We start from the raw sequence: 25,005 nt of genomic DNA, 5'->3' as shown, positions 1-25,005 counted from the left end.
GGATATTATGCAAGAATCAGTAATTTATCAGGATATTTTGCAAAAAGGAGAAGGAAAAGGAGAACAAAAAGGAGCAGTTAAATTTTGTCTGCGTCTACTTAATCAACGTTTTGGAGAACTTGATTCCTTGATAGTTGAGAGAATAAAAGTTTTATCTGTTGAACAGCTAGAAAATTTAGGTGCTGCGTTGTTTAATATTTCAGAAGTTGCTGATTTAGTAACTTGGTTAAACCAGCAAGATAATAGTTAAATTCAGATTCTTTAAGCGGGGACTTAAAGAATTTGAAAACCGCGCATTACACTCCTAATTCGGAAGCAGCGACGACGGCTTCTGGTTGATAGCGGATACCGGCTTCTTTAAATCTAGCTAAGGCTTCGCCCAAGCGATCGCAATCTGCAATCAAACTTATCCGCACATAACCCTCACCAGCAGCGCCAAAGGCATTCCCAGGGGTTAAAACAACGCCAGTTTGCTGTAATACTTGCAGGGCAAAATCTGTGGAACCCATCCCCACGGGACACTTTACCCAAAGATACATTGTAGCTTTAGTTTTGGGCACATCCCAACCCAATTTACCTAAACCCTCAATCAGAAAATCTCGACGGGTGCGGTAGCGTTGTTGTACTTGATGCAAATACATATCTGGTAGTTGCAAGGCGGTTTCTGCGGCAGTTTGCAAAGCGGCAAAAATGCCATAGTCCAAGTTGGTTTTTAATGTCCGCAAACCTTGAATTACATGGCGATTACCCACCACAAATCCGACGCGCCAACCTGCCATGTTGTAGGTTTTAGATAAGGTGTGAAACTCGACGCCAATATCTTTGGCACCGGGAATTTCTAGCAAGCTGGTGGGTTGATAACCATCAAAAGCCAACTCGGCGTAACACAAGTCATGTACTAAGAGAATTTCATGTTTGCGGGCGAAGGCGACGATTTCTTCAAAGAATTCGCGGGGGGCGGTGGCTGCGGTGGGATTGCTGGGATAATTGAAATAGAGGATTTTGGCTTTTTGGGCTACTTCGTCGGGAATGGCAGCTAAATCTATTAACCAGCCATTTTCTTCTTTGAGAATTAAGCTGTAGACTTCTCCCCCAGCGATTACCGGGCCGCGAAAATGTGCCGGATAAGCGGGAGAAGGAACGAGAATCAGATCACCGGGGTTGATATAGGCGATCGCTAAATGAGTTAATCCTTCTTTAGAACCAAGTAGGGGCAAAGCCTCACTATCAGGATCGAGAATCACACCATAACGGCGATTATACCAGTTAGTAATAGCACGGCGGAAACTGGCAGTACCTTCAAAAGGCGGATAACCATGATTAGCAGGATCTTGCAAAGCGGCGATTGCTGCATCTACCACCGGTTGCGGTGTGGCGCCATCAGGGTTTCCCATCCCCAAATCTATTAAATCTAGCCCTTGTTCCCGTGCTTTTGCCTTCAGTTCATCGAGACGGGCAAAGACGTAAGGCGGCAGCTGTTGGATGCGTTCGGCGGGTGTAATCCAATTCAAACTCATTCTGTCACCTCGTCACTCATTACCCTGTTAGAAACTCTATTAATTCCGTCTCGATTCTCTATTGGTGCAGTGGTGGAAACCATCGCCGCCATTAACTGTTCTGATGCCACTTTAAAAGGTAGTCGATGGATGTCAGAATTAGGAGCAAGGGCAATTTCGGCAGATGTTTGCAACTCACTCAGGGTGATATTGCCCAATCCCAAATCCCCTAATTTTTGCGGCAGTCCAATCTCTGCGTAGAATTTTAACAATTGTTGCCGGGATGTCCCAGCTAGTTGATTACCCTGCACCATTTCTTCTAAACGTAGTTGCACTAAAATTCCATAAGCGACTTTTTCGCCGTGAATGCTGCCATGCCCAGAAATATGAGTTAAACCATTATGCACGGCATGAGCGGCAACAGTGCGACATTGGGCCCCGCCTAATCCACCGATGACGCCAGCGAGGAGGACAGTAGCATCTACCACTTCTCGCCAAACCTCGCTGCCTGGTTCTTGCAAGGCTGTGGCAGACTTTTGTAATAAGATATCCCGCAAGACTCGCGCTTGTTGAACAGCGGCAATGATTAAGGCTTGTTGTAAGTGTCCGCTGCTAACTGAGGCTTCGTACCATTTGGCGATCGCATCGCCGATACCTGCCACTAAGGTACGTTGCGGTGCAGTTTGGATCAAGTCATAATCGAGAATCAGTAAATCGGGACAGCGCGACAGGGCGACATCATAGAGAAACGCCCCCGCCTCTGAATACACATTCGACAGGGCACTCCAAGCCGCACAGGTAGATGCAGAGGTGGGAATTGTCACCACGGGTAACTGCAACTGTTGGGCGACTAACTTCGCTGTATCCAGTGCTTTGCCACCACCAACACCAATAATTACATCAGCTTTATGTTCTTGTGCCGCCTGGCGTAAGGATTTCAGACTGGCTTCACAGCAATCTGCACCATAGGAAGCTTGGGCAATATCCAACAGTTGCCCTTCTAAAATCGGTTGTAAACTCTGTTGACTGAGGGACAAAGTATAGTTGCCTGTCACAATTAAGGGACGACTTCCCAAATAGGCGATCTCTTCCGCAGCTGCCTGCAACACGCTGGCGCCACGGATAACTTTTGCCGGAGCAACTAAGAGCGTAAATAATGAACTAGGGGTTTGAGTAGACAAAGTTTGAGTAGAAAATTGATTAGGCATAACAACTATTTTGCCAAAACCTTGATATTTCTTAATCAAATTTAGATAGACTTGTGGCTCTCCAGGATTCTGATTGCCGCGCCGTAAAAGCATTTTGCCGACTGGTTCAGCACTTTGACAGCGTGGCTTGAGCCTATCATGCCCATTAGCCTTAATTTCCGAAGTCCCAAAGTTTGGAATCACTGTATAACTAAATAACATTACCATTCTCAGATTCTCTCCGAAAAGTTTCTGAGAATTGGTGATTAAAAATTGAGGATTTAGCGGATTAGGACTAATTCCCCCTAGGAACCGATAAGTTACTCAGTCACCATTAGCTGTTAGCAGAATACTATAAGTTCTCATATCTTAATCTTAGTATAACCTTTTTTGTATAGTAAATGACAAAAAAAGCCTTGTTATTCTGATGCATAGTAAGTTCTGGGTGACAAGGAAGATGGGAAGATGGACAGAGAGTTAAATCTTTAATTGCTCCAAGTCCTCCTTCCCAAACCTCTTAAGCTGCCGGTGGCAATTCGGCGAATTTGTCTAGGTATACTTCCACATCCATTGCGGTATCTTCACGACTTGCTAGCGATCGCCTCACCTGACCCAAGTAAACTGGTACAGAAACCCCTGCTTTGGGGTGGACAATGGTACGGGCGCGAACTATCAGTTGATTGTTGTTCCGTGAACCTAAGCGACCATAAGAGTAAAGGTTACTGGCAGCTTGACGCAAGGTGGCTTCTAACTGTGTGGGGGAAATCTGGGGTGAAGTGGCAATAACCGTTTGGGTTGAGCCGTTGTCATAAACTAGAGTATACTTCACGGCACCGGGAATGACAGTCCGACTCAAAGGCATTAACGAGAGTGCAAATAAACCTCCCGTCAACACCAGCATAAAGCCAGTTGTACCCACCAGCCGAAAGCGAAAGCCCCATTTGACAATAAAGGCTAGGATTGTCACGGCAGCAAATATCAAGGTGGCAATCCCTGACCATTGGGTATATTGAAGGAAATCAGATGTTGTGGGCATAAGGTTTGAATTGCGAACACACCTATTTTACCGATTGCTTGCACCCTGGTGCTTCTGTGGTTGGATTTTCCTGGAATTACTAGATTAAATCCCCGCTGAATCAATTGATATACACAAGCTAAACCCGCTAAACTACCCCTAATTACTAATGATGATGAAGATAATTGATTCAAATACTACTAAATTAACTGTTTAAGATGAAATATTATCGTGAAACTATAGCTGTAACCAAGCGCATCTTAATTGAACTATTGCGCCGCAGACGCAGCCTCATTTTTTGGAGTATTTTCCCCATCTCAATATTGATTATCAACGGATTTATTTTGGCAGAAGGGGCAAAACTATCAATGGCTGTTGCTTTTGAAAATGCTGCACCTTCAACCTTGGTGGGGGCGGCACTTTTTTTTAGCTGTTTGGGTGGTAGTGTAGCCACTGTAGTTGCAGAAAGAGAACAGCAAACCCTCAAACGTTTGTTTATTTCTCCCTTGAGTGGTCTATCCTATTTTTTGGGAATTTTTCTCGCTCATAGTTGCATTGGCATTGGACAAACACTTTTGGTTTATACTGTTGCTGCCTTTTGGGGTGCTACATTTAAAGGTTCTATTTTCTTAGGAATCACAATTATTTTCTTGAGCATTATTGCTTATGTTGGTTTAGGCTTTATTTTTGGTACACAATTAGCCCGTCGTACCGAAGATGTTAATGCTTTAATAGCAGCTTTTGGAGTGCCTTTATTAATTCTTGGTGGGGCATTTTTGCCTACTTCATTGTTTCCTCCAACACTATTGGAAATTGCTAAATATAACCCAATTTATCACATGAATGAAGCTCTCTTAGCAGTTTCAGCTAGGGGGGAAGAAATTAGTAAAATTACATCTCGTTTTGTTTTTTTATTAGTGTTTGCTATGGTGATGGTAGTCGGTGGGTGGTTATCTTATCGGCGGATGTTGATGGTAGAGAAAAGGCTGTGAAGTCAAAATTGAATTATGCTCAAAATTAAAAAATTAAATAAGTCTTACGGAAAAAGAAAAGTTCTCCAAGATTTGACACTACATATCGACTCTGGAGAAATTTATGGTTTACTAGGTGCAAATGGTGCTGGCAAGACAACAACAATAAATATTATTTGTAATTTACTCAAGGCTGACAGTGGTGATATTACGATTAATGATCAGCCTATTTCGGAAGCAACAAAAAAATTAATTGGTATTGCTACTCAAGAAAATTTACTGTATAAAACTCTTTCCTGTGAAGAAAATCTCAGATTTTTTGCTGATATTTACGGTTTAAATCGAGAAATACGCGAAAAACAAGTAAAACAAACACTAGCATCTGTCAATTTATTAGACAGAGCAAAAAGTCCAGTAGAAACTCTCAGTGGTGGGATGCAACGGCGTTTGAATATTGCAGTTGCTTTGGTACATCAGCCAAAGTTAGTGATTTTAGATGAGCCGACGACGGGGTTAGATATTGAGGCAAGATATGAAATTTGGGAGTTAATTCGGCAACTAAAACAACAGGGAATTACAATTTTATTAACTACTCATTTATTAGATGAAGCAGAACGTCTTTGCCAGAAAATTGGCATTTTGAAAAATGGTCAAATTTTGGCTGAAGGTAGTTTAGCCGAGTTACGCACTTTGATTCCTGCTCAAGAAATTGTCGTAGTACAGACTGGAGAAGAGGAATTAGCCATCGCTAGAGCAAAAGAATATGGTTTTACACCCCGGCGTTATGGTAGCGATTTGGCTTTTTGGCTATCAGAACCTCTGGAATTAAAGGAAATTATTTCCCGGTTTGAAGGAATTGTAATTGATTCTATTTCCCGTCAGCCTGTGCGATTAGAGCATATTTATGTGGAAGTAACCCAAAGGAATTAAATGTTGTATGTAATTTGTAATACCAATTCTATGTGAGGTTGCGCTTTATTGGCGTAGGGGCAATTGATGAATTGTCCCTACATCGTCTAGTTTTGCGTAAACCCTTACAGCGCAATTATGCCCCTAGGAAAGAGATTTTAACTATCTGAAGTGTCTTGAGAGTACTTCTTATGGATAGTTTTAGTCTGTTTCCCATTAGCAGCAGATGCTGTTATGAGATAGTCAATTAATTTGTCTGAGAAGGGGATACGCAAGTGAAAAGTACCATCTTGCTTGAGTTTAATGGGATGACCATCAATGCTCACTTTGGCATCTGGTTCTGTTGCTCCGTGAATAATTAACTCAGTATCGGCGACAAACCAGAAATCTGTATGGGGACGGGTGAAGATGCGAACAGTCACTGAACGAGCTATGGGTAACCAGCGATCGCCTTTAGTAGCATAACCAATTTCAATCATGTAGTCGCGATCGCCTGCGGGAATTGCTACATAGCGATCATGTGTCGCTTCCTCACATTCATACTGCTGTATTAGATGGGGACTCTGATAACTCAAGTCAATATCAGTAACATCATACAGTCGCACTGCTAATAAGGAGTCGCCCTGTTGTCGTAGTGCTTTCTTCTGAGTCTCGGAAACATACCAAGAAACATAAGCCCACTTGGGAGTGCGGGGTGTGAGGACAACACGGCTACTAACATTATTTGCATCTGACAAATTAGCAAATTCTTCAGTATTAGTTTGCCCCTCTGCCTCTGAGTCTAGATTGTTTTTCAATTCATAACCAGTAGCCCAAGTTCCAATGCTTGTACCTGCTGCTAAGGCTACATCTTCAGCTGTTACTTCCGAAACTTTAGACACTGTTTTGGCGATATTGTCCTCTGGAGTAGGCAATACCTGAGATATTTTCTCTGTCAAATTGGCAGTGGGTTCAGCTTCATCTGCTATCACATTTAATGCCTCTTCTGGCATTTCTAGCAATTCAGAAGCAGAATCTGTTTCTGGTGCTGTTGCTAGTTCCAGATTTAATGCCTCTTCTGACATTTCTAGTAATTCAGAAAAAGAATCTGTTTCTGTTTCTGTTTCTGTTGCTAGTTCCAGATTTAATGCCTCTTCTGACATTTCTAGTAATTCAGAAAAAGAATCTGTTTCTGGTGCTGTTGCTAGTTCCAGATTTAATGCCTCTTCTGGTATTTCTAGTAATTCAGAAAAAGAATCTGTTTCTGGTGCTGTTGCTAGTTCCAGATTTAATGCCTCTTCTGGTATTTCTAGTAATTCAGAAAAAGAATCTGTTTCTGGTGCTGTTGCTAGTTCCAGATTTAATGCCTCTTCTGGTATTTCTAGTAATTCAGAAAAAGAATCTGTTTCTGGTGCTGTTGCTAGTTCCAGATTTAATGCCTCTTCTGGTATTTCTAGTAATTCAGAAAAAGAATCTGTTTCTGGTGCTGTTGCTAGTTCCAGATTTAATGCCTCTTCTGGCATTTCGAGCAATTCAGAAAAAGAATCTGTTTCTGGTGCTGTTGCTAGTTCCAGATTTAATGCCTCTTCTGGCATTTCTAGTAATTCAGAAAAAGAATCTGTTTCTGGTGCTGTTGCTAGTTCCAGATTTAATGCCTCTTCTGGCATTTCGAGCAATTCAGAAAAAGAATCTGCTTCTGGTGCTGTTGCTAGTTCCAGATTTAATGCCTCTTCTGGCATTTCTAGTAATTCAGAAAAAGAATCTGTTTCTGGTTCTGATTCTGTTGCTAGTTCCAGATTTAATGCCTCTTCTGGTATTTCTAGTAATTCAGAAAGAGAATCTGTTTCTGGTGCTGTTGCTAGTTCCAGATTTAATGCCTCTTCTGGCATTTCGAGCAATTCAGAAAAAGAATCTGTTTCTATATCCGGTAATTCGGGAAGCGAATCTGTTTCCTCATTTGTTGCTGGTTTCGTATCGGCTGCCAACTCTGAAATATTTGGCATTTGGGGATATGAAGTATTTACAACAGCCACGGGTGCTTCTATATCCCATGCCACTTCGCCAGAATCTAGAGAAATTATCTCAGCAGTACTACTAACTGTTGCTGTATTAGTCACTGCAGTATGTGAACTTTTGGCAGCAAAGGCAGACAAGATGCTTGTACCACCTTTTGCAGTAGCAGCTTTATTTGCGGTGATATCTTCTATGACGTTGGATACGGTTGAGTTTGTGTCTTCAGTCAGATGAGACTTGCCGTTTGTTTGGGTACCGTTGCCGTTGTTAAGGGGGAAAGCAATGCTGGGGTCATCAGTCGCCGCGATGGAAGGACTAGAAGTTGATTCCGCTAGACTATCTGTTTCCCCATCTGATAATGGGCGTCTTTTGAGGAACCACCAGAGTAAGATTCCACCTATAGAAACAACAAATAAAGGTAACAGCAACCACAAGGGTGTATCCCTTTCTACAACTGAGTTGTTTTCCGCAGGCAGCCTAAGCTGCTCTCTATTAGTTGCAACAGGTGCAGTCTCAGTTGGTGAAACAGTCACCCCTGGTAAAGCCTCAATTGGCGAAGCAGTTGCAACAGGTGCAGTCTCAGTTGGTGAGGTAGGCTGATTTGCTGTGGTGAATTTTTGCAATACACTTGAGGCGATCGCAGATGCTTCAGCTGCTCTAGCTTCTTCTATCGCTTTCTTTCCTGGTGGTGCAAGGGTAAAACCGAGAAAACCCCCTACGCTTGGGCTGGGATTTTGCTTGTAAACATAAACCAAATACTGGGAGAAGGGATATTTGGGATCATCTGGCGACATTTGTTGTAATTGCAGAACTCGCACATCTTGCAGTTTCGACACCTGATTAGCCATCGCATAGGTGATGCCGTCTTTGCCTAGTTGTTTAATCAGTTCTGCGGTGTTGTCCTCAACTAGTTGGGTAGCATTAGAGCCTGTGGCAAATTCAGCAGTCTTGAAGGCTGGATAATCGCGCAACGCGTTGCGGGTATCGCTGGTTGCTGGGCGATCAATTAACCGAATCTTACCCCTAGGCCCTCCTAGTTTCGACCAATCCGTAATTTCCCCCCGGAAAATCCTAGCAAATTGCTTACTAGTCAAACTGCCTTGAAAAGGATTCTCCGTACTCACTACGATCGCAATCTTTTCTTGATACAAGGGGACTTGCTCTAGACCTTGTGCCTTTTCTGCTGGGGTCAGTCCACGAGGAATCGCGGCTACATCAATATTGCCATCTAGCAAAGCTTTTAGGGCAGCATCCGTACCGTTAACTCCAACTTCAACCTTTGTGCCTGAAAACTCTTTCTCAAAATTTTCTTTTAGCCCTTGGTTGATTGCCGCCAAGCTACTTGAACCATCAATCCGCACTGTAGTTCCATTGTCCACTGTTTGCGGCAGCGGGAAAGTGGGATCATCAGTTGCCGTCTCTGCCAGCATGGGTGCTGACATCAATAAAGTTGCTGTCATTGGGGCGGTAGCTAAGGCCAGCCATAATGCCAGATTGACAATCGCCCTATCTTTTTTTTCTTGTTGCCACATATGCCCCTTATCAACGGATTGGAAACAGAAATCTGACCAGTCTTAAAGGTTATCTTTTTATTTATGGAGGAGACGCGCTAATTATACATCCTTGTTCTCTTTCTTCTCAGTTACTGACTATACTTATATAAATCTATACTTCGTCTAATTCTAGCTTGTCTACGAGCAATGTTTATGGAGTGTTAATTGTTTTAAATTCCTTTAAATTAGGGTTTTAACCAGGATTAGAGGGAATTTTCCTCAATCTATTGCTGAGTTTAAGCGATAGATTTTTAGATTTGATTCTAGAGTTAGGACTCGATATTCTGCCAGTTAATTAAAATTATCTCCGCATTGAAAACATGATAATCTATACTTTGTTGATTAAGCATCATTTAGGAAAAATTATTGAGTTGTTGACTGTGCAACTTATACCCTGTTGATAGCTTGTCGCCACAGTATAAATTATTCAATTGCTAAAAGTTGCTATTTATCACAAATTCAATATTTTTTAACAAAGTCCTAAATTGCCGCGATTTTTGATAAAAACCCCCAATAACTTTTACCTAAAGGCATCCTTCAGATAACAATGACAATCTGGCTTCTCAATCAGTGATTCCACCAAGGCATTTAGAGCAGTAGCCGCTAACAAGCCTCCGCCTAAAGTCCCTTCAATAGTGATAAAAGCCACATCTTGTTGCATCAGTTGTCGCTTGGCTGCGGGTGCATGACTAAAGCCAATGGGCATACCAATTACTAATGCAGGCTGAATTTTCTGGTTTTCTAGGGCTGTACAGGCTGTTAGCAGCACTGAGGGAGCATAACCAACCACCAGCAAACTACCCGGAGTTATTTGCAGCAATTTATCACGCCATTGCTGATTTTGCCAAAAGGACTCTTCTGCCTCTGCGGCAGTGGTAATGTGGGAGTTATCAATTAATGTTGTCACCCGACAGCCCAAGTTAATTAATCGGGTTTGATCTAAGGTGGCTGCAACTGCGGGGATATCGACAATAATCTCACAGCCTGACTTGAGGCATTGACGACTAGCGGCGATAGCATTTCTACTCAATCTCACAAAAGATACTAAACTCACATCACCACAAGCTAAAACTAACTGAGAGATGAGGTGTTGTTCAATTTCCGAACGTTCAGATAAATCAGGTAGCAAGCGCTGCAACGATTCGGGAAACACTTCTGAGTGGGTATGAACCTCTGCATCCAAACCACGCCACAGTTTTTCTAGTCCCCCCAATCCGGCTTGGGTGTCTACTTCTAATAACTTAAGTTGGGCTAAAACTTCAGCTTGCATAATTTGACAATGCTGATCTCGCCCCAGTAAACCCTCTAAGGCTGCTGCTGTTTGTCGTAGTTGAGAAATTTGTTGCATCACCGCCCGATATTGTTGTTGAAGCAGCACCATCAGGTTGTTATTGGTGTCTGCTTCCGGTTCCACTTCCAAAATGTGACGGATGTGGTTGAGTTGAAACCCTTGCTGCTTCAGTGCCACAATGCGCTGTAAGCGGATGACATCCTTTTGAGTGTATAGGCGATAATTACTAGGCGATCGCATCGGTTGCGGTATCAGCCCCAATTGATGATAATGCCTTACCATCCGCGGTGTCATACCACCACCTACCGCATCAGTCAGTTCTTTGATAGTTAAGCAACCTGCATTCATCGGCAGCATATTACTTTAATAGGATTTATGTAAATATTACAATTTCACACTCAATGTAAGATTGTAGGGTGCGTCAGATGTCGAAAATCTGTTGATTTTTAACGAATTATCGAGTCTGACGCACCCTACTAATCAGTTGTATAAGTCATGTTTAATTCTCCATCACCCAATAAAGATAAAATCGTTCAGAATCCACCCATCCCCTCTCAAAATTCTTGATCGGCATAATCTTCAAATCTTTGCGGCTTAACTTGAGTTGGTTATGTAAAATCATCAGAATTCTCTTTCTGTCTGCTTGATTTTTCAAAAGCAAACTAATCTGTCTGAGAACCTCATCTTGTTCCACACCTTGGCGTCCTTTTTTAAAAAGGGTGAAACTTCCCATGCCTTGCCGTTCAGGATAGTAAAGTTTTCGATTCAGATAACCTGATATTCCTGCCATATTCGCATCGCGACTGGCAACAATAAATTCATTTTCTAACTTGTGTTGCTGAATGTAATCAACCGTTTCTCGACTACTAGAAAATGGTACAACTAAGTCTTTAGAAAAATAGTAAATTCCACCGCAAAAATGGATAAATAAAATTATCATTAAGGTAAAATGATGCCATTGATTAACAACTTTGATTAATTTTTCTGGTAGAGAGAATTTGTTGTTAATCAAAATCTTAGATTCTTGATAATAACTTCCTAACCATAACGCTGCTAAAAGAACTAAATAAAAATGCCCATAATGTCGAGTACTACCGATAAATCTAAAGTAGGAAAATGCCAGTATTCCAGAATTTACTATGATATAAAAAAAGAGTGCGAAAGGCTTTTTCCATAACTTAATTAAGGTTAAACCCACCATGAATAAGGCGATTGAGGCACATATAATTAAATCCAGCCATCTTTTAGATGTGGGTATTATTAAAAAATAACCACCAAATAATCTGCCTATACTTTTCAACAAATGGCGCATATCTAATTGCAGCAACCATCCATTGCTTAACCCACCATGAAGATAACTATCAGCGGGAGGAGTAATAATATAGATAGCTAAAAGATAAGAAAATAAAATAATTACAATACTTAAAAAGGAATCGTATTTTTTACTTTTAATCAAATACTGGTTTCGTTGTTCAATATCAAACCAAAATTCCACCAACAAAGTTAATAACAAGGCAAATGATACAAATAACCCATAAGCATTACTATTTGCCAATAATCCCAAGAAAATCGCTAAATATAAATAAGTCTTTCCTCTAGTTTGAAAAACTGCCAAAAAAGCAAAAATAAACAACATACTAAAAGCATAGTTGCGAGAAATCAGCAGATATTCAGAAAAAGGAAAAAAGCCGAAACTAAAAAGTAACTTTTGTCTATAATTAAAGGGACTGTATAACCAAAAAATAGCCACAGAACCGGTTGCAATCCCTAAATGAAATAGTTGCATAATAATAGGTGTATCTGCAATTCTTCTCAGCAGTGCCAAAGAAAAATACCACAGAACAGGATGTCCTTCATAATGAATATTTGCCAGTAAACCTGCAAAAGATTCACTATCTCTAACAATCAGCCAGGGATTTAGTTCATCTCTCCACATCGAATGATTGAGAATGCCTATTAAACCGAGAAATGCAAAAATAGATATAGTAAACCAAGGAGAATTAAAAGGTAACTGGGAAATACGACTGCTGACTTTCTTTGCTAGCATTGGTGTGTATTTTAGAAAAAATTTCTTTTTGCGTTCGGTTTATATTTTATACCAATTTTCCGCCAGGTTGACACAGATATAATTCCCCCAAGCCTTGGAGTGAAAAGAGGAATCGTACTCTGGTTAATGCGACTATCGACTACAACTGTAAGTTCTTTAATAGTTAAACCAGCATTCATATTCTATCTAATAGCGGTAAAAGTCTTTGTAATTCACCGCAAGCAGCCTGAAGAGATGGCGGTACATTTTCATCTAAATTTCCTTGAGAACACTGGGTTACTAATTGTTCAACACCGGGTTTGCAAATTGCCTCATTTTTGCGGAATTTAGTATAAGCATCTGTTTCGTTAACAGTTTCTCCCTGTAAGTAATGTATCCAAGTTTCAATGTTTCTTTTCGGCACAAAGATTGCTATTCTTTCATCAGGCTTACAAATTTCTTGAGAATCTGCTGTCAGTGCGACATCTAATTGTTTCAACCTTTCCTCAACTGTTTTTTTTATCCGCATCAATCAAAACAACCAAACCGACAGATAAATAATTTACTTGTTTGCGGTATTCTTTGATTTATTCTCCTAACACAGTGTCATATCTTACAGCAAATTGCTGTACTTGCCTCATTCTTGAGCAACCCAAAATAAGATTTTACTCCGCGTACCTCTGCGCTTCCCTCAGCGTCCCTTTGCGTTTCAAAATCATTATAAGCCTTGACATTGACATTAATGTCAAGGTTTAGAGTAAGAGCACTCCTTGTTAATGCAACCCATAATGCTCTACCCCCAGCGTTTAAACCAATTCACCAAAGAACACGCCGACGCCTTCGCCGCCTTAGTTTGCGGCTTGCTACTATTTCTCGGCTGGTTCTCTTTGCATCTCGGCTGGTTGGGATTAGCCCTGCTGCTGTTACCTGCTGCCTATGTCATCGGTGGCTATGAAAGCGCCCGTGAGGGACTAACCACCCTTTTTAAAGAAAAAGAACTAGATGTAGATTTGCTGATGATAGTGGCGGCTTTAGGTGCTGCTAGTTTGGGATTATGGAAACGGGAATACCATCTAATTATTGATGGGGCAATTTTGATTCTCATCTTTGCCATTAGCGGCGCTTTGGAAGGTTACGCTATGCGTAGCACTGAACGCAGTATCCGCAGTTTGATGAAACTGACATCTGACACGGCGCGGGTTTTGCGTCAGGGAAGAGAAGAGGAAGTTCCTATCTCTCAGCTACAGGTGGGGGATGAAATTCTTGTTAAACCAGGTGAGATAATTCCTACTGATGGTTTGATTGTGTCAGGTTACAGCGCTCTGAATCAAGGGGCTATTACAGGGGAATCTTTACCTGTAGAAAAGACTGTGGGGGAGGAAGTTTTTGCTGGCACAATTAATGGTTATGGTGCTTTAAAGTTGAAGGTACACAAACCGGCTGAAAGCAGTTTAATCCAACGGGTAATTCGTTTGGTGGAACAGGCGCAAACTGAAGCACCACCTTCTCAAGAGTTTATCGAGAAATTTGAACGGGGTTATGCGCGGGTAATTGTGATTGCTGGGATATTGCTGGCAATTTTACCGCCGTTTATCTTGGGTTGGAATTGGGAAATAACGATTTATCGATCGCTAACTTTTTTGGTGGTAGCATCTCCCTGTGCTTTAATGGCGGCTATTATGCCCACTTTGCTGTCGGGAATTGCTAATGGTGCTAGACAGGGAATTTTGTTTAAAAATGGTGCCCAGTTGGAGAAGATTGGCAGAGTCAGAGCGATCGCATTTGATAAAACTGGTACCCTAACAACAGGACAGGTGCAGGTGTGTCAAGTGATTGCTGCTGATGAGTTCACCGCAGCAGATGTCTTAAAATCCGCTGCATCTGTGGAATCATCTTCTGAACATCCCATCGGTAAGGCAATTGTCGAAGCGGCTGGTAATTTAGATTGGGTACATACTGTTGAGGTGCAAGCTATCCCAGGACAAGGTATTGTGGGGATGGCTCTGGAACAAAAGATCATTGTTGGAAATGCCAATTTTGTGCAGGGCTATGTTGGCAATTTACCAGATAAATTACAGGAAATGGCGGAATCTTTGCAAAAAGAAGGTAAAACCGTCGTTTGGGTAGCGCAAGCAGAAACAGTAATCGGATTAATTGCTGCTGCCGATCAAGTAAGAGCAGAAGCCGCTGCAACTATTACCCGGTTGCGGAAACTGGGAGTTGCAGAAATTGTCATGTTAACTGGCGATAACCAGCGAACCGCCCACAGTGTCGCCCAAACAGTGGGGATTGAGCGGGTGTATGCAGAGCTTTTGCCAGAAGATAAGCTAGATGTAATTCGCAGTCTCCAGAAACAATATCAAACTGTAGCAATGGTGGGGGATGGGATTAATGATGCTCCTGCTTTAGCTCAAGCGAATGTAGGTATTGCCATGGGTGGCGCTGGTAGTGATGTGGCTTTAGAAACAGCAGATATAGTATTGATGGCAGACAAGTTAGAAAAAATTGCGGTGGCGATTCATTTGGGCAGGCGATCGCACAATATAGTAAAACAGAATATCGCCGTAGCTCTTGCCTTCATTATTTTACTATTGATTGGTAACTTTTTAGGGAATATCAACCTCCCCATCGGCGTCATTGGCCATGAAGGCTCAACTGTGTTAGTTACCCTCAGCGGTTTAAGATTGCTGAAAAACTAATCTCAACCCTAGGTTATCCCCCTAACCTATCTTGGCTAGGAGGGATCTTAATGTAGGCGAAAACTCCTACACCAATTTAGAGGATGCCCCAGAAATGCAGAAATCCTTGGCCAGAGAAAAATTCAATCAAAGCCACAGAGAGAAAACCAAGCATTGCAAAACGGCCGTTCCAATTTTCGCTCTGAGGAGTAAATCCCCAACGCAAAGCATTTGGATCTTCTGAAGTAGAAGGAGAAGGCGCAGGATTTTTGAAACCTGACATAAGTAAAACTCCAATGTATTGCGTTATGACAGTTGCAACTGTCTGTAACGTAATGTAACAGATTTTTAAGAGAATGCAAGAATGTTGCATTTACCTTAGAAGAATACAACCCAGCAATCAATCTTTTGCACTTTGCTCTAACTGTCTAATCCGCTCCATTTGCAGCAGATTCCACTCATCGTGAGAAAAAGGCGTGGTAAACCAAGCATCGGGAGAAATTCCCCAGCATCAAATTAAAGGTGGTTATGGCAAATAAACCGTAATCGGCTGCACACCTTGGCCATCCGACCAAGTACCCATATCAAATTCGGCGTTGCTGAATCAAAGTATGAAATGCCAAAATTACCCTTCTTTTTCTTCGTACCTTTGAGCCTTTGCGCCTCTGCGCGAAACAAATTCATATTCTCAATCAGCAACGCCTCAAATTCTAATTGATCTGCCCTAGCACCAAAGCGGATCACTTGATCAAGTCCATACCAAACATAACGCCAGTCTAGATTGTTTTCTACACCAATGCCACCCAGAATTTTTCTCGCCAGAAAGTCAGATAAAAAGCTGGTATTCATAGAACCAATCCCCATACCCAATGTTTAAAGGTCTATAGCTGACTCCACTGATTCTTTGGCTCTCAATTGTGACTGACAAATAGGCGATCGCTTGGTAATAATCTGAGAAAATAGCTCTTCATAATGATCCAGCGCTTGCTCCAAAGAATAGCGTTCTAGAGCAAATTGTCTCCCTTTCTTACCTAGCTGTGCCGCTAGCACGGGATTATGATATAAATCTAGCACTGCCTCCGCTAAAGCTGCTGGTGATTCTGGCTTGACAACTAAGCCGCCCCCACTCTCATTGATGGCTTTTGCAGCTGTGCCAGTGGCGGGAACTGAACCCACAATCGCGCAACCACTTGCAAGCAGCAGAGGCAACTTAGAAGGCATATTAAAAGAAATTATATTGCACTTCTGCACAACCAACCCCACATCAGCCGCCGCTAGCATTTGGGGTAGTTCTTCTCGTGGTTGCAATGGTAGCAGCAAAACATTATCTGCTCCACAAGACAGACAATAATTTTGCAATCTTGTCAAAGCTGTTGATTCGCCAGCAATGACAAAAGCAATTTCTCTGATGTCACGCAAGCGAGCTGCTGCTGCGATTACTGTCTCTAATCCTTGCGTTAGGGCAATATTACCGGAGTAGAGTACCACAAATTTGTCATGCAATTGATGGGTAGATATCCAAGGGTTGCTCTTCTTTGGTAAGGGGCGGATAAAATTCACATTTACCCAATTCGGAATGCAAACAATTTTCTTAACAGGCACTCCCTTGCTCACTAAATTATCACTAAAGCTTTCTGTGATTACGCTGATACTGCGTGCAGTCCGATAGGCAAATTTTTCTAAAGCCGCCAGGCCGCGAATCATCAATTTGTTTTTTAGCAAGCCGACGCGCACAGCAGCTTCTGGGAGAATATCTTGCAAATTTAGCACTACTGGGCAGTTGTATAACCAACCAAGTAGGGTTGCAGGCAAAGTAACTAGTAAAGGAGGAGTAGTTAAAATAATTACATCTGGACGCTCGCCTTTGAGGGCTTGGGGCAAGCTACTTAAGACAAAACTTAATTCAAGTAACAACCTGTCTATGAGGTTGGGTTTAGACTTAATTCGCAGATAACTTCGCTGGATGGTAACACCATTTTTTTCTTCAGTAACGTACCACTTGCCCCGATAACCTTCGTAAATTTCGCGCTCAGGATAGTTAGGCATTCCTGTAATCACCCGTACTTTATGTCCTCGCTCTACGAATCCTTCTGCTAGTTCAGTCATTAAGGGAGCAATACCAATCGGCTCTGGATGATAGTTGTAGGAATAAATCAGAATGTGCATGAGTTTGTGAATTCCTGAAGTCTGCCCGAAATTGTCAGATTAATTCCTAACATCAGGCAAGTCTAGTATTTTTTCTTACTAAGTTATTATTCTCTTGTATCAGTTGCTTTAAACACTGATGATTTATCCCCAGCCTGTATTTTTATTCAATTTTAGTGATTAAGAACACACTAAAAACACGGTTTAGTACTTATGATTTATCTATTGACAGAACAAAACACGTATGGTATGGGATTTTTCAGGCATTAAAGGTTGATTTTTCCAATATAGCTATTGCTACCTATCTTTGGGCTTTTACCAACAGCATGAAATAACAGAGTTCCATTACCACAGATGAGGGTTAACTTGTATGGTGCGTGAGTCCTAGTATTAAGTTTACCTAGTGGTAACAACGATGATATCAATAGTCGAATTATAACTCCTTGCTCTTAAGTTTTGTTTGGCTACTGTAACATTATATTCAATATTTATGGTTCTCAATGAGAAATTTTACTTAGATTATTCAAAACTTTAAAATCTCTTTATGTAATATTTATGCTTGTTTATGCTTGTGGTACTCAAATTTTATTTAGACTTAGTTATGCACCAATATCCCTGAGAAGATTCGGTTGATCGTCGCCAGCAAAGCATCAATGTTTTGTCTTTATATTTCCCAACAAAAAATTAGAAATAAAAATATTCTCCTGAGAGAGTAAATTTGATAAAACACAGCCAATGAGATTGAGTAAAATAGCTATACTGCTGCTAAAGTCAAGTCTATGCCCCTCATTTGATACCAGGGGTGTGGAGTCTCAACCAAGTTTGTCACTCTTGTAACAATTCTAGCTGAAACGGCTAGGCATGGCATCCCTCAGGGTTCTGGCAGGGTACACTATTGGGATTGACTGCTAAAGTTGAGCTACGCGAAGTTGAAAACAGAGTCCTATGCCTGCGTTTTTATTAGAAGTTGGAACAGAAGAACTACCGGCAAGCTTTCTCAGTGATGCCATAGTACAATGGCGATCGCGCATTCCCCAAAGTCTGGAAGCAAATAGCCTCAAGCATGAAGCTGTGGAAGTTTACGGTACTCCCCGGCGGTTAGCGGTACTCGTCACAGGTTTACCATCCCAGCAACCAGACAAGGAAGAAGAAATTAAAGGTCCCCCCGCACAAGCAGCCTTTAAAGATGGTAAACCAACACCAGCAGCCGTGGGTTTTGCCAAAAAGCAAGGTGTGGAACTTGACGCCCTAGAAGTTCGCCCTACAGACAAAGGGGAATTTGTCTTTGTGAACAAAAAGACTCCCGGACGTCCTGTGGCGGAAATTCTCATAGAATTGGTTCCCCAGTGGGTTTGGAATTTAGAAGGTAAGCGGTTGATGCGTTGGGGAAGTGGGGATCGTAAATTTTCCCGCCCTATTCGCTGGCTGGTAGCTTTGTTAGATGCAGAAATTTTGCCGCTAGAATTAGAGAATGGTGGCAAAAGGGTAAAAAGCGATCGCCTAACTCTTGCCCATCGCGTCTTGCATCCCCAACCTGTAACCATTCCCCAAGCCACAGATTATGTAAACATTCTGCGCGATGCTTCTGTTATCGTTAACCCAGAAGAACGGAAACACATCATTAAAGAACAAGTTGAAGCAGCAGTACAGAAGTTAGGCGGGTCTACAGTATTTTACCCCGACTTGTTACAAGAAGTTATCAATCTTGTAGAATACCCCTCAGCCGTTATCGGCAAATTTGAAGATGAATTTCTGGAATTACCCACTGAAGTAATTACTGAAGTCATGGTTAGCCACCAGCGTTATTTTCCGGTCTTCAAAGATATTGCCCAGCAAGAATTATTACCTAATTTCATCACCATTTCTAACGGCGATCCTCAAAAAGCAGATATCATCGCTGTCGGGAACGAAAGAGTAATTCGGGCGCGTTTAGCTGATGGCAGATTTTTCTACGAAGCCGATTTAGCTAAACCATTAGAAAGCTTTTTAGTTCAGTTAGAAAAAGTCACTTTCCAAGAAGATTTGGGTTCTGTCCGCGCCAAAGTAAATCGAGTTATTGATATTGCTGGGCTAATTGTGCATCATCTGACAAAAGCGCAATTAATTTCAACGACTGACTTTCCTGACTTCATCACAAAAGTGTTACGGGCAGCTTTACTTTGTAAAGCTGATTTAGTAACACAAATGGTGTATGAATTCCCAGAATTACAAGGCATTATGGGAGAAAAGTATGCTCTATCTAGTGGTGAAGAGCCAGAAGTTGCTAAAGCAATTATTGAACATTATTTACCCAAGAATGCTGATGATGATTTACCCCAAACTCTCATAGGTCAAGTTGTGGGTTTGGCGGATAGACTAGATACATTAGTTAGCATCTTCGGACTAGGTTTAATCCCCTCCGGTTCCTCTGATCCATTTGCTTTAAGACGTGCAGCAAATGCGATAATTAACATTACTTGGTTTGCTAATTTACCGATAGATTTAGAAAACTTATTGGCGCAAGCAGCAACAAATTTTGCAGTAGATTTTCGTAAAGATAGAGAATCATTAATTACCGCTTTGCAAGAATTTTTCTGGCAACGCATTCGCACCCAATTGCAAGAAGAAAAGCAGATTGATTATGACTTGGTAAATGCGGTTTTGGGCGAAAATGACCCAGAATATACCAAACGGGCATTAAAAGATTTACTAGATGTACGCGATCGCGCTTTATATCTGCAACAAATCCGCAAAGATGGTACATTGGATAAAATCTATGAAACCGTTAACCGTTCCACCCGCCTAGCAGCACAGGGTGATTTAGACACCAAACAGCTAGAACCAACAGCCGTAGTTAACCCAGAACTATTCCAAAAGTCTTCCGAGTCAGCTTTTTATAACGCCTTAGTTGAATTAGTCCCCCAAACCCAAGCAGCCCAAGAATCACGCAATTACCAACTGTTAGTAGCCGCACTAGAAAAAATTGCCCCCACAGTAAGTAGCTTTTTTGATGGTGCAGATAGCGTGTTAATCATGGATTCCAATCCTGATATCAAGCGCAATCGGTTGAATTTGCTCGGATTATTGCGAAATCATGGCCGTGTCCTGGCAGATTTCGGTGCAATTGTGAAAAATCTGTAGCATAGAACAGCAAAAAAAGGTGTAATTTTTGCCGATTAACGCTACCATGGGGAGTGCTTAACCAGGGATATCTATTGCACAGTCTATGCCAGAAGCTCGCGTTATTGGATTGGGAAAGTCCGGTGTTGGTGCGGCAAGATTGTTGAAACGGGGAGGTTGGGAGGTGGAAATTTGCGATTCCGCTAGCGCGGACAGCATAGCTTCACGGAACACCTCCGAAACCCTCCTTCAACAACTCGCAGGCGAAAAAATTACCGTTAAATTAGGATATTCTTTGGATTTAAATAGTCCTGATTTACCCCAATTAATAGTTGTCAGTCCCGGTGTACCTTGGGATATTCCCCCATTAGTCAAAGCCAGAGAATTAGGCATAGAAACCATTGGAGAAATGGAACTGGCTTGGCGAAATTTGCAAACTATACCTTGGGTAGCAATTACCGGCACCAACGGAAAAACTACCACCACCGCCTTAATAGCCGCCATCTTTCAAGCAGCAGGATTAAACGCCCCCGCCTGTGGCAATATTGGTTATGCTGCCTGCGAAGTCGCCCTCGCTGCAAAACCTCCCGATTGGGTAATTGGAGAAATTAGCAGCTATCAAATAGAATCTTCTGTTTCCCTAGCACCCCGTATCGGTGTTTGGACAACTTTCACACCAGATCATTTAGCGCGTCATCAAACTTTAGAAAATTACTACAACATTAAAGCTAAACTTTTGCATCAGTCTCAATTGCAAATTTTCAATGGAGATGATGCCTACTTGAGCAAATTAGGTTTAAATCATTGGCCTGATGCCTATTGGACAAGCGTCAAAGGCAAAAATTTCCTGATTAGCGAAAAAGGCTTTTATATAGAAGATGGCTGGGTGATAGAAAAATTAAATGCCGAAACTCCACCAAAACCCATTGTCCAAGTATCTGCTTTGCGAATGGTGGGAGAGCACAACCAGCAAAATCTTCTGATGGCGGTAGCAGCAGCAAGGTTAGCAGGAATTGATAGCGAAGCAATTACCAGTGCAATCCGTGAATTCCCTGGCGTTTCCCATAGGTTAGAAAATATCTGCACTTGGGAAGGGATTGATTTTATTAATGATAGTAAAGCCACCAATTATGATGCAGCCGAAGTTGGTTTAGCATCTGTAAAAAGTCCGGCAATTTTGATAGCTGGTGGCGAAGCTAAACCAGGTGATGATACTGGCTGGTTAGCAAAAATTCAAGCCAAAGCCGCTGCTGTTTTACTAATAGGCAAAGCTGCACCTGCATTTGCCCAACGCCTGGAAGAGGTGGGCTATGCTAATTATGAAATTGTCGAAACCATGTCCAATGCCATTCCTAAATCAGCGGAATTAGCCAAGCACTATCAAGCTTCTGTGGTCTTGCTCTCCCCTGCTTGCGCCAGTTTTGACCAATATCCAAATTTTGAAGCGCGGGGCGATCATTTCCGCCAATTGTGCCTTGATTGGGCAAAATCCTGAAAATCTGAGAGAAATTAGCCCCCCGATGATTGAGGGGGCGAGGGGGATTTTAATGTTAGGAAGTTTCTTTAAATTTAACTCTCCTATTTATTGTGCATCCACCCCAAGAAAGATGTTTTACCTACTGCAATTATTTAGACTAAAAGGTAATTTTACCCTGAGTGAAGTTCGGGCTTGGTTTCCCTTCCAAGCCCTTTTTCATAAGCTGAAAATTATCTTAATTACAAAAATTTTATGTTTTTTAAGGTTGACTTATTTGATTTCCAGTAAATTCGTTTACTAACCCCATAGCTTCAGGCGGAATCTCCGTTACTAAGCGAAAGGGAAATGTCTGAGTTGAGGCAAATTGAGCATAATCTGGGGTGAGAAAAACAATATATTTGCTAGCTTCTGGAGTCATCTGTGCAGCAAATGCTAAGGCTAGAGCATTCACTAATCTGCGAACATCAGTTGCTTGATCACCAACAATTTCACCACCACTAAAGGGTGTATTCAATTTTTCCTTTTGATCTAAAGTTGTGCTGGGGTCTTTCACGCTCAGATGAGTAGCACCAAGTACACCAACCAGCCATTTGGGAGATGGGATTTTGGCAAATCCAATAATCTGCTCTGTTAAAGCTGGGGTAGTTTTATCAGCGGAATTTGCTAATATTAGGGTGGGGATTTGTACCTTTGTTAAACCGGTTTCACCAAATAATAAAGAAGTTGTGGGACTGAGTGCGATCGCTTGTTTGATTCTTTCATCCCGCAGTTGATAGCTGTTTTCTGGTAAACCTTGAGCAAGACACTGGACACCTTCACCCAAACTCAACACATTCAATTTATTCTGACACCGTTGTTTAAGTCCCCCCAGTTGTAACTCAGCCCCAGCCAGTGATAAAGCTGTTGCACCACCAAAAGAATAGCCAATAACCATCGCTTTATTGGTTGCCAGTTTTCCTTGCAGTGGGTTATTAGCTGTTAGGTTGAGCTTTTCTAGTTCATCGAGGACAAAACTAATATCTCTAGGACGATCCAAAAACTCCTGGGGCTTGAGGAAACTATTTTTACCCTGGATGGCAGAGTTGGTATTTGTCCCATTACTTCCAGGATGTTCTAAAGCTGCAACTACATAACCGTGAGAAGCTAAATGTTGTGCCAGATAGCGCAAATCAGTGCGAATTGACGCGAATCCGTGAGAAAAGACAATTACAGGTTTTTCAGGGGTTGCAGCAGTTGACCAATAAACATCAACGGGGATGTTGCGAACTCGCTTTTGGTCATTCAAATTCAAGTTGAGTACTTGTACTTGAGCTATTCCCCCTTGGCTGGGATCAAAGGAGAAAGACATCTGCGGTTGTCTAGGGTCGAGTTGGGGTGCGATCGCCAGCATAAATTGCTGAGTCCGCCAAAAAGAAGTATTTAAACTGCCTGCAACTCTCAGTGCCTGGGGTAAATTAATTGTTAAATATTTACTCGGATAAGCAGCAATAAAACTGAGTACAGAAAGACCCTGAGGAGCGGTAGCACCTAACACAAATCCTGCTCTTAGTGCTTGTACTCCAGCTTTATCCTTGCGGACTACGGCCGTAGAGACATCGTTAAGAATAGTTGTACCCAACTGGGTATTAAGTAACCTATTAATGCTGACAACATTTATAGGTACAGACATTTTTAGCCCCTCCAAAAAGAAGCGGCGTTGTTGTTCTGATAATCCCTGGATATAAGGCTTTAAACTCGGAGGAAATGCTCCAGTGTCCGCAGCCTTTTGTAACTCAGCAAGAGAGATAGATTCTTCCAACAGTCCAATACGCACAACAATCGTCTCAGCCGCTTGTGCAGAGGTATTTGCCCCGAAAAATTGCGTCAGAGCGATGCCTACAGTAAAGGCTTTACCCAAGGCACAAACACAACTTGCAGCTATTTTTAGACCTTTCCAGCTTCTTCCCACGAACTTCTCCACCAATTTGTAATTACGGGAATATAGCTGATATTTGTGTATTTTACTACCTTTCTGGGCTAAGAAAGTTTTTGTTGACAACCAAAATTTCACAGGAGAATTGCTGTGTAACTCCTGTGATTTGACAAACTCAAAGCAAAGCTGAGTTAATGTCCGATAGTACAGCGCTTGTTGCCCACACTGTATGCTTGCATACAGTGTGAGAGTACCTAAAACAGCGTTAACTCAATAGACCAGCCGCTTACCTGAAACAGTCGGAAGCAAAGCTAATCCAGTCAATTTTGCCCTAGTTTTTTCGGTAGGTTTTTCCCTAGTAAAACAGCAGCCCAAAGACCAAGCCCTAATAGACCTAATCCAGCAGAGGGTTCTGGAACAGTACGATAAGTTAACCCCCCTAAGGACACCTTGTAATTTTGAGTAGTCTGATCAAAATTTATGCTGTACTCAGTTGGAAAATAGCCAGTTTCAGCATAAGTCTTGGGTTGGCTAAGAGACTTGGTAACACTTGGTTGCGACTCAAGATAATCCTTCACGACCAATAACTGCACAGAATTTATTTCGCCATCGTAAATTCCATAATTAGAGAGCGAGGTGAGTGGCTCCTGGCCAGTTACTACTGCAAAAGCATCATTTGGGTTATAAACACCCGACCCATAGCGCGGCTGTGCATAGAATGCATCAGCCGTGGGAAATTGGACATAACCTTCAGGGATAGCGTCTTCCTCTGGCGCTTTGGCCGCCTTTTCCTTCTCTTCACCAACACAGGTGGCTACAAGGGTACTTGTATCAGGATTTGGGCAGATTTGGTCGCGCTCCTCGGAAGTGGGGACGAAATAACTAATCCGAAAATTGGGCACATTGAAGACTTCTGGATTTGGTGGATAACCCCGCGTCCTATAGTCCACGTTAATGACGCTGAATACTGTACTTGAAGCTTCAGAGGGCAAGGCCAGCTCTATTTGAGCACCAGGATCATCAGGGTCGGTAGATAAAGACAAAGCGCCTTCGGTGAAGGCTACGCCGATATCTAAAGGTTTCCCCGTAATATCGTCGAGGGTGACATAGGAACTAATAAATCCTTGGCCTAGTGACTTTGTTTCTCCATAGAAGGTTGCTGCCTGTGCTGCACTGACTGTTCCCAGAGTCATCAGTATTGCCCCCAAGGGAGCCAAAGAAAACTTTTTTAGAGTAACCATTGAACAGACTCTC

General features: G+C 42.1%; 18 protein-coding genes. 6 read left to right on the top strand and 12 right to left on the bottom strand.

Annotation, left to right across the window (positions count from 1 at the left end):
• Positions 1 to 7 precede the first annotated feature (7 nt).
• Positions 8 to 250 (top strand): DUF4351 domain-containing protein, encoded by a 243-nt coding sequence (locus H6G32_RS08820; protein ID WP_242046532.1) that lies wholly within the window; start codon positions 8 to 10, stop codon positions 248 to 250.
• A gap of 46 nt (positions 251 to 296) precedes the next feature.
• Here H6G32_RS08820 and H6G32_RS08815 read toward each other — a convergent pair whose 3' ends face one another.
• The 3 genes from H6G32_RS08815 to H6G32_RS08805 form a co-directional block, all read right to left on the bottom strand.
• Positions 297 to 1,517 carry an aspartate aminotransferase gene (locus H6G32_RS08815; protein WP_190457192.1) on the bottom strand — a complete coding sequence of 407 codons (1,221 nt, stop codon included), beginning with the start codon at positions 1,515 to 1,517 and terminating at the stop codon, positions 297 to 299.
• A complete protein-coding gene (locus H6G32_RS08810) occupies positions 1,514 to 2,704 on the bottom strand; it encodes an iron-containing alcohol dehydrogenase family protein (RefSeq protein ID WP_190457250.1) in 1,191 nt (396 codons plus the stop codon). The genes H6G32_RS08815 and H6G32_RS08810 overlap by 4 nt, the downstream gene beginning before the upstream one ends.
• A 496-nt stretch (positions 2,705 to 3,200) precedes the next feature.
• Positions 3,201 to 3,719 carry a Ycf51 family protein gene (locus tag H6G32_RS08805; RefSeq protein WP_190457190.1) on the bottom strand — a complete coding sequence of 173 codons (519 nt, stop codon included), beginning with the start codon at positions 3,717 to 3,719 and terminating at the stop codon, positions 3,201 to 3,203.
• 197 nt (positions 3,720 to 3,916) lie between these two features.
• On the opposite strand from H6G32_RS08805, the gene H6G32_RS08800 reads away from it, so the two are divergent.
• Both H6G32_RS08800 and H6G32_RS08795 read left to right on the top strand, forming a co-directional pair.
• Positions 3,917 to 4,690, top strand: a complete 774-nt coding sequence (locus H6G32_RS08800; RefSeq protein WP_190457189.1) for an ABC transporter permease — start codon at positions 3,917 to 3,919, stop codon at positions 4,688 to 4,690.
• Between the two features lie 15 nt (positions 4,691 to 4,705).
• The gene (locus H6G32_RS08795; protein WP_190457186.1) at positions 4,706 to 5,599 is read left to right on the top strand and encodes an ABC transporter ATP-binding protein; all 894 of its coding nucleotides are present in this window, start codon (positions 4,706 to 4,708) and stop codon (positions 5,597 to 5,599) included.
• 137 nt (positions 5,600 to 5,736) lie between these two features.
• Here the strand turns inward: H6G32_RS08795 and H6G32_RS08790 are convergent, their stop codons facing one another.
• The 4 genes from H6G32_RS08790 to H6G32_RS08775 all read right to left on the bottom strand — a co-directional run bounded on the left by H6G32_RS08790 (position 5,737) and on the right by H6G32_RS08775 (position 12,969).
• Positions 5,737 to 9,102, bottom strand: a complete 3,366-nt coding sequence (locus tag H6G32_RS08790; RefSeq protein WP_242046531.1) for a substrate-binding domain-containing protein — start codon at positions 9,100 to 9,102, stop codon at positions 5,737 to 5,739.
• A gap of 541 nt (positions 9,103 to 9,643) precedes the next feature.
• Positions 9,644 to 10,762, bottom strand: a complete 1,119-nt coding sequence (locus H6G32_RS08785) for a precorrin-8X methylmutase (protein ID WP_190457246.1) — start codon at positions 10,760 to 10,762, stop codon at positions 9,644 to 9,646.
• Between the two features lie 151 nt (positions 10,763 to 10,913).
• On the bottom strand, positions 10,914 to 12,461 hold the full coding sequence (locus H6G32_RS08780; protein ID WP_190457185.1) for a hypothetical protein: 1,548 nt from the start codon (positions 12,459 to 12,461) through the stop codon (positions 10,914 to 10,916).
• A gap of 175 nt (positions 12,462 to 12,636) precedes the next feature.
• Positions 12,637 to 12,969 carry a hypothetical protein gene (locus tag H6G32_RS08775; protein WP_190457182.1) on the bottom strand — a complete coding sequence of 111 codons (333 nt, stop codon included), beginning with the start codon at positions 12,967 to 12,969 and terminating at the stop codon, positions 12,637 to 12,639.
• 259 nt (positions 12,970 to 13,228) lie between these two features.
• Here H6G32_RS08775 and H6G32_RS08770 point away from each other — a divergent pair, with 259 nt between their 5' ends.
• Entirely contained in the window at positions 13,229 to 15,139 is a 1,911-nt protein-coding gene (locus H6G32_RS08770; protein WP_190457245.1) for a heavy metal translocating P-type ATPase, read from the top strand.
• A 76-nt stretch (positions 15,140 to 15,215) separates the two neighbouring features.
• Here the strand turns inward: H6G32_RS08770 and H6G32_RS08765 are convergent, their stop codons facing one another.
• The 3 genes from H6G32_RS08765 to H6G32_RS08755 all read right to left on the bottom strand — a co-directional run bounded on the left by H6G32_RS08765 (position 15,216) and on the right by H6G32_RS08755 (position 17,284).
• Positions 15,216 to 15,401 carry a high light inducible protein gene (locus H6G32_RS08765; protein ID WP_190457181.1) on the bottom strand — a complete coding sequence of 62 codons (186 nt, stop codon included), beginning with the start codon at positions 15,399 to 15,401 and terminating at the stop codon, positions 15,216 to 15,218.
• A 233-nt stretch (positions 15,402 to 15,634) separates the two neighbouring features.
• A complete protein-coding gene (locus tag H6G32_RS08760) occupies positions 15,635 to 15,967 on the bottom strand; it encodes a hypothetical protein (protein WP_190457258.1) in 333 nt (110 codons plus the stop codon).
• Between the two features lie 24 nt (positions 15,968 to 15,991).
• The gene (locus H6G32_RS08755; RefSeq protein ID WP_190457179.1) at positions 15,992 to 17,284 is read right to left on the bottom strand and encodes a glycosyltransferase family 4 protein; all 1,293 of its coding nucleotides are present in this window, start codon (positions 17,282 to 17,284) and stop codon (positions 15,992 to 15,994) included.
• 924 nt (positions 17,285 to 18,208) lie between these two features.
• Between H6G32_RS08755 and glyS the strand changes: the two genes are divergently transcribed.
• Positions 18,209 to 20,383 carry a glycine--tRNA ligase subunit beta gene (gene glyS / locus H6G32_RS08750; RefSeq protein ID WP_190457177.1) on the top strand — a complete coding sequence of 725 codons (2,175 nt, stop codon included), beginning with the start codon at positions 18,209 to 18,211 and terminating at the stop codon, positions 20,381 to 20,383.
• Positions 20,384 to 20,468: 85 nt separating this feature from the next.
• The gene (gene murD / locus H6G32_RS08745; RefSeq protein ID WP_190457176.1) at positions 20,469 to 21,857 is read left to right on the top strand and encodes a UDP-N-acetylmuramoyl-L-alanine--D-glutamate ligase; all 1,389 of its coding nucleotides are present in this window, start codon (positions 20,469 to 20,471) and stop codon (positions 21,855 to 21,857) included.
• Between the two features lie 241 nt (positions 21,858 to 22,098).
• On the opposite strand, the gene H6G32_RS08740 is transcribed toward murD, so the two are convergent.
• Both H6G32_RS08740 and H6G32_RS08735 read right to left on the bottom strand, forming a co-directional pair.
• A complete protein-coding gene (locus H6G32_RS08740) occupies positions 22,099 to 23,787 on the bottom strand; it encodes an alpha/beta hydrolase (RefSeq protein ID WP_190457173.1) in 1,689 nt (562 codons plus the stop codon).
• 284 nt (positions 23,788 to 24,071) lie between these two features.
• Positions 24,072 to 24,992: a DUF5602 domain-containing protein gene (locus tag H6G32_RS08735; RefSeq protein WP_190457171.1), complete on the bottom strand. Its 921-nt coding sequence runs from the start codon at positions 24,990 to 24,992 to the stop codon at positions 24,072 to 24,074.
• Positions 24,993 to 25,005: the final 13 nt, after the last annotated feature.

Origin of the sequence: Cylindrospermum sp. FACHB-282, from assembly GCF_014697195.1 — a bacterium.
Classification (GTDB): domain Bacteria; phylum Cyanobacteriota; class Cyanobacteriia; order Cyanobacteriales; family Nostocaceae; genus Cylindrospermum.
This window is presented reverse-complemented; position numbering and strand designations above follow the sequence as displayed.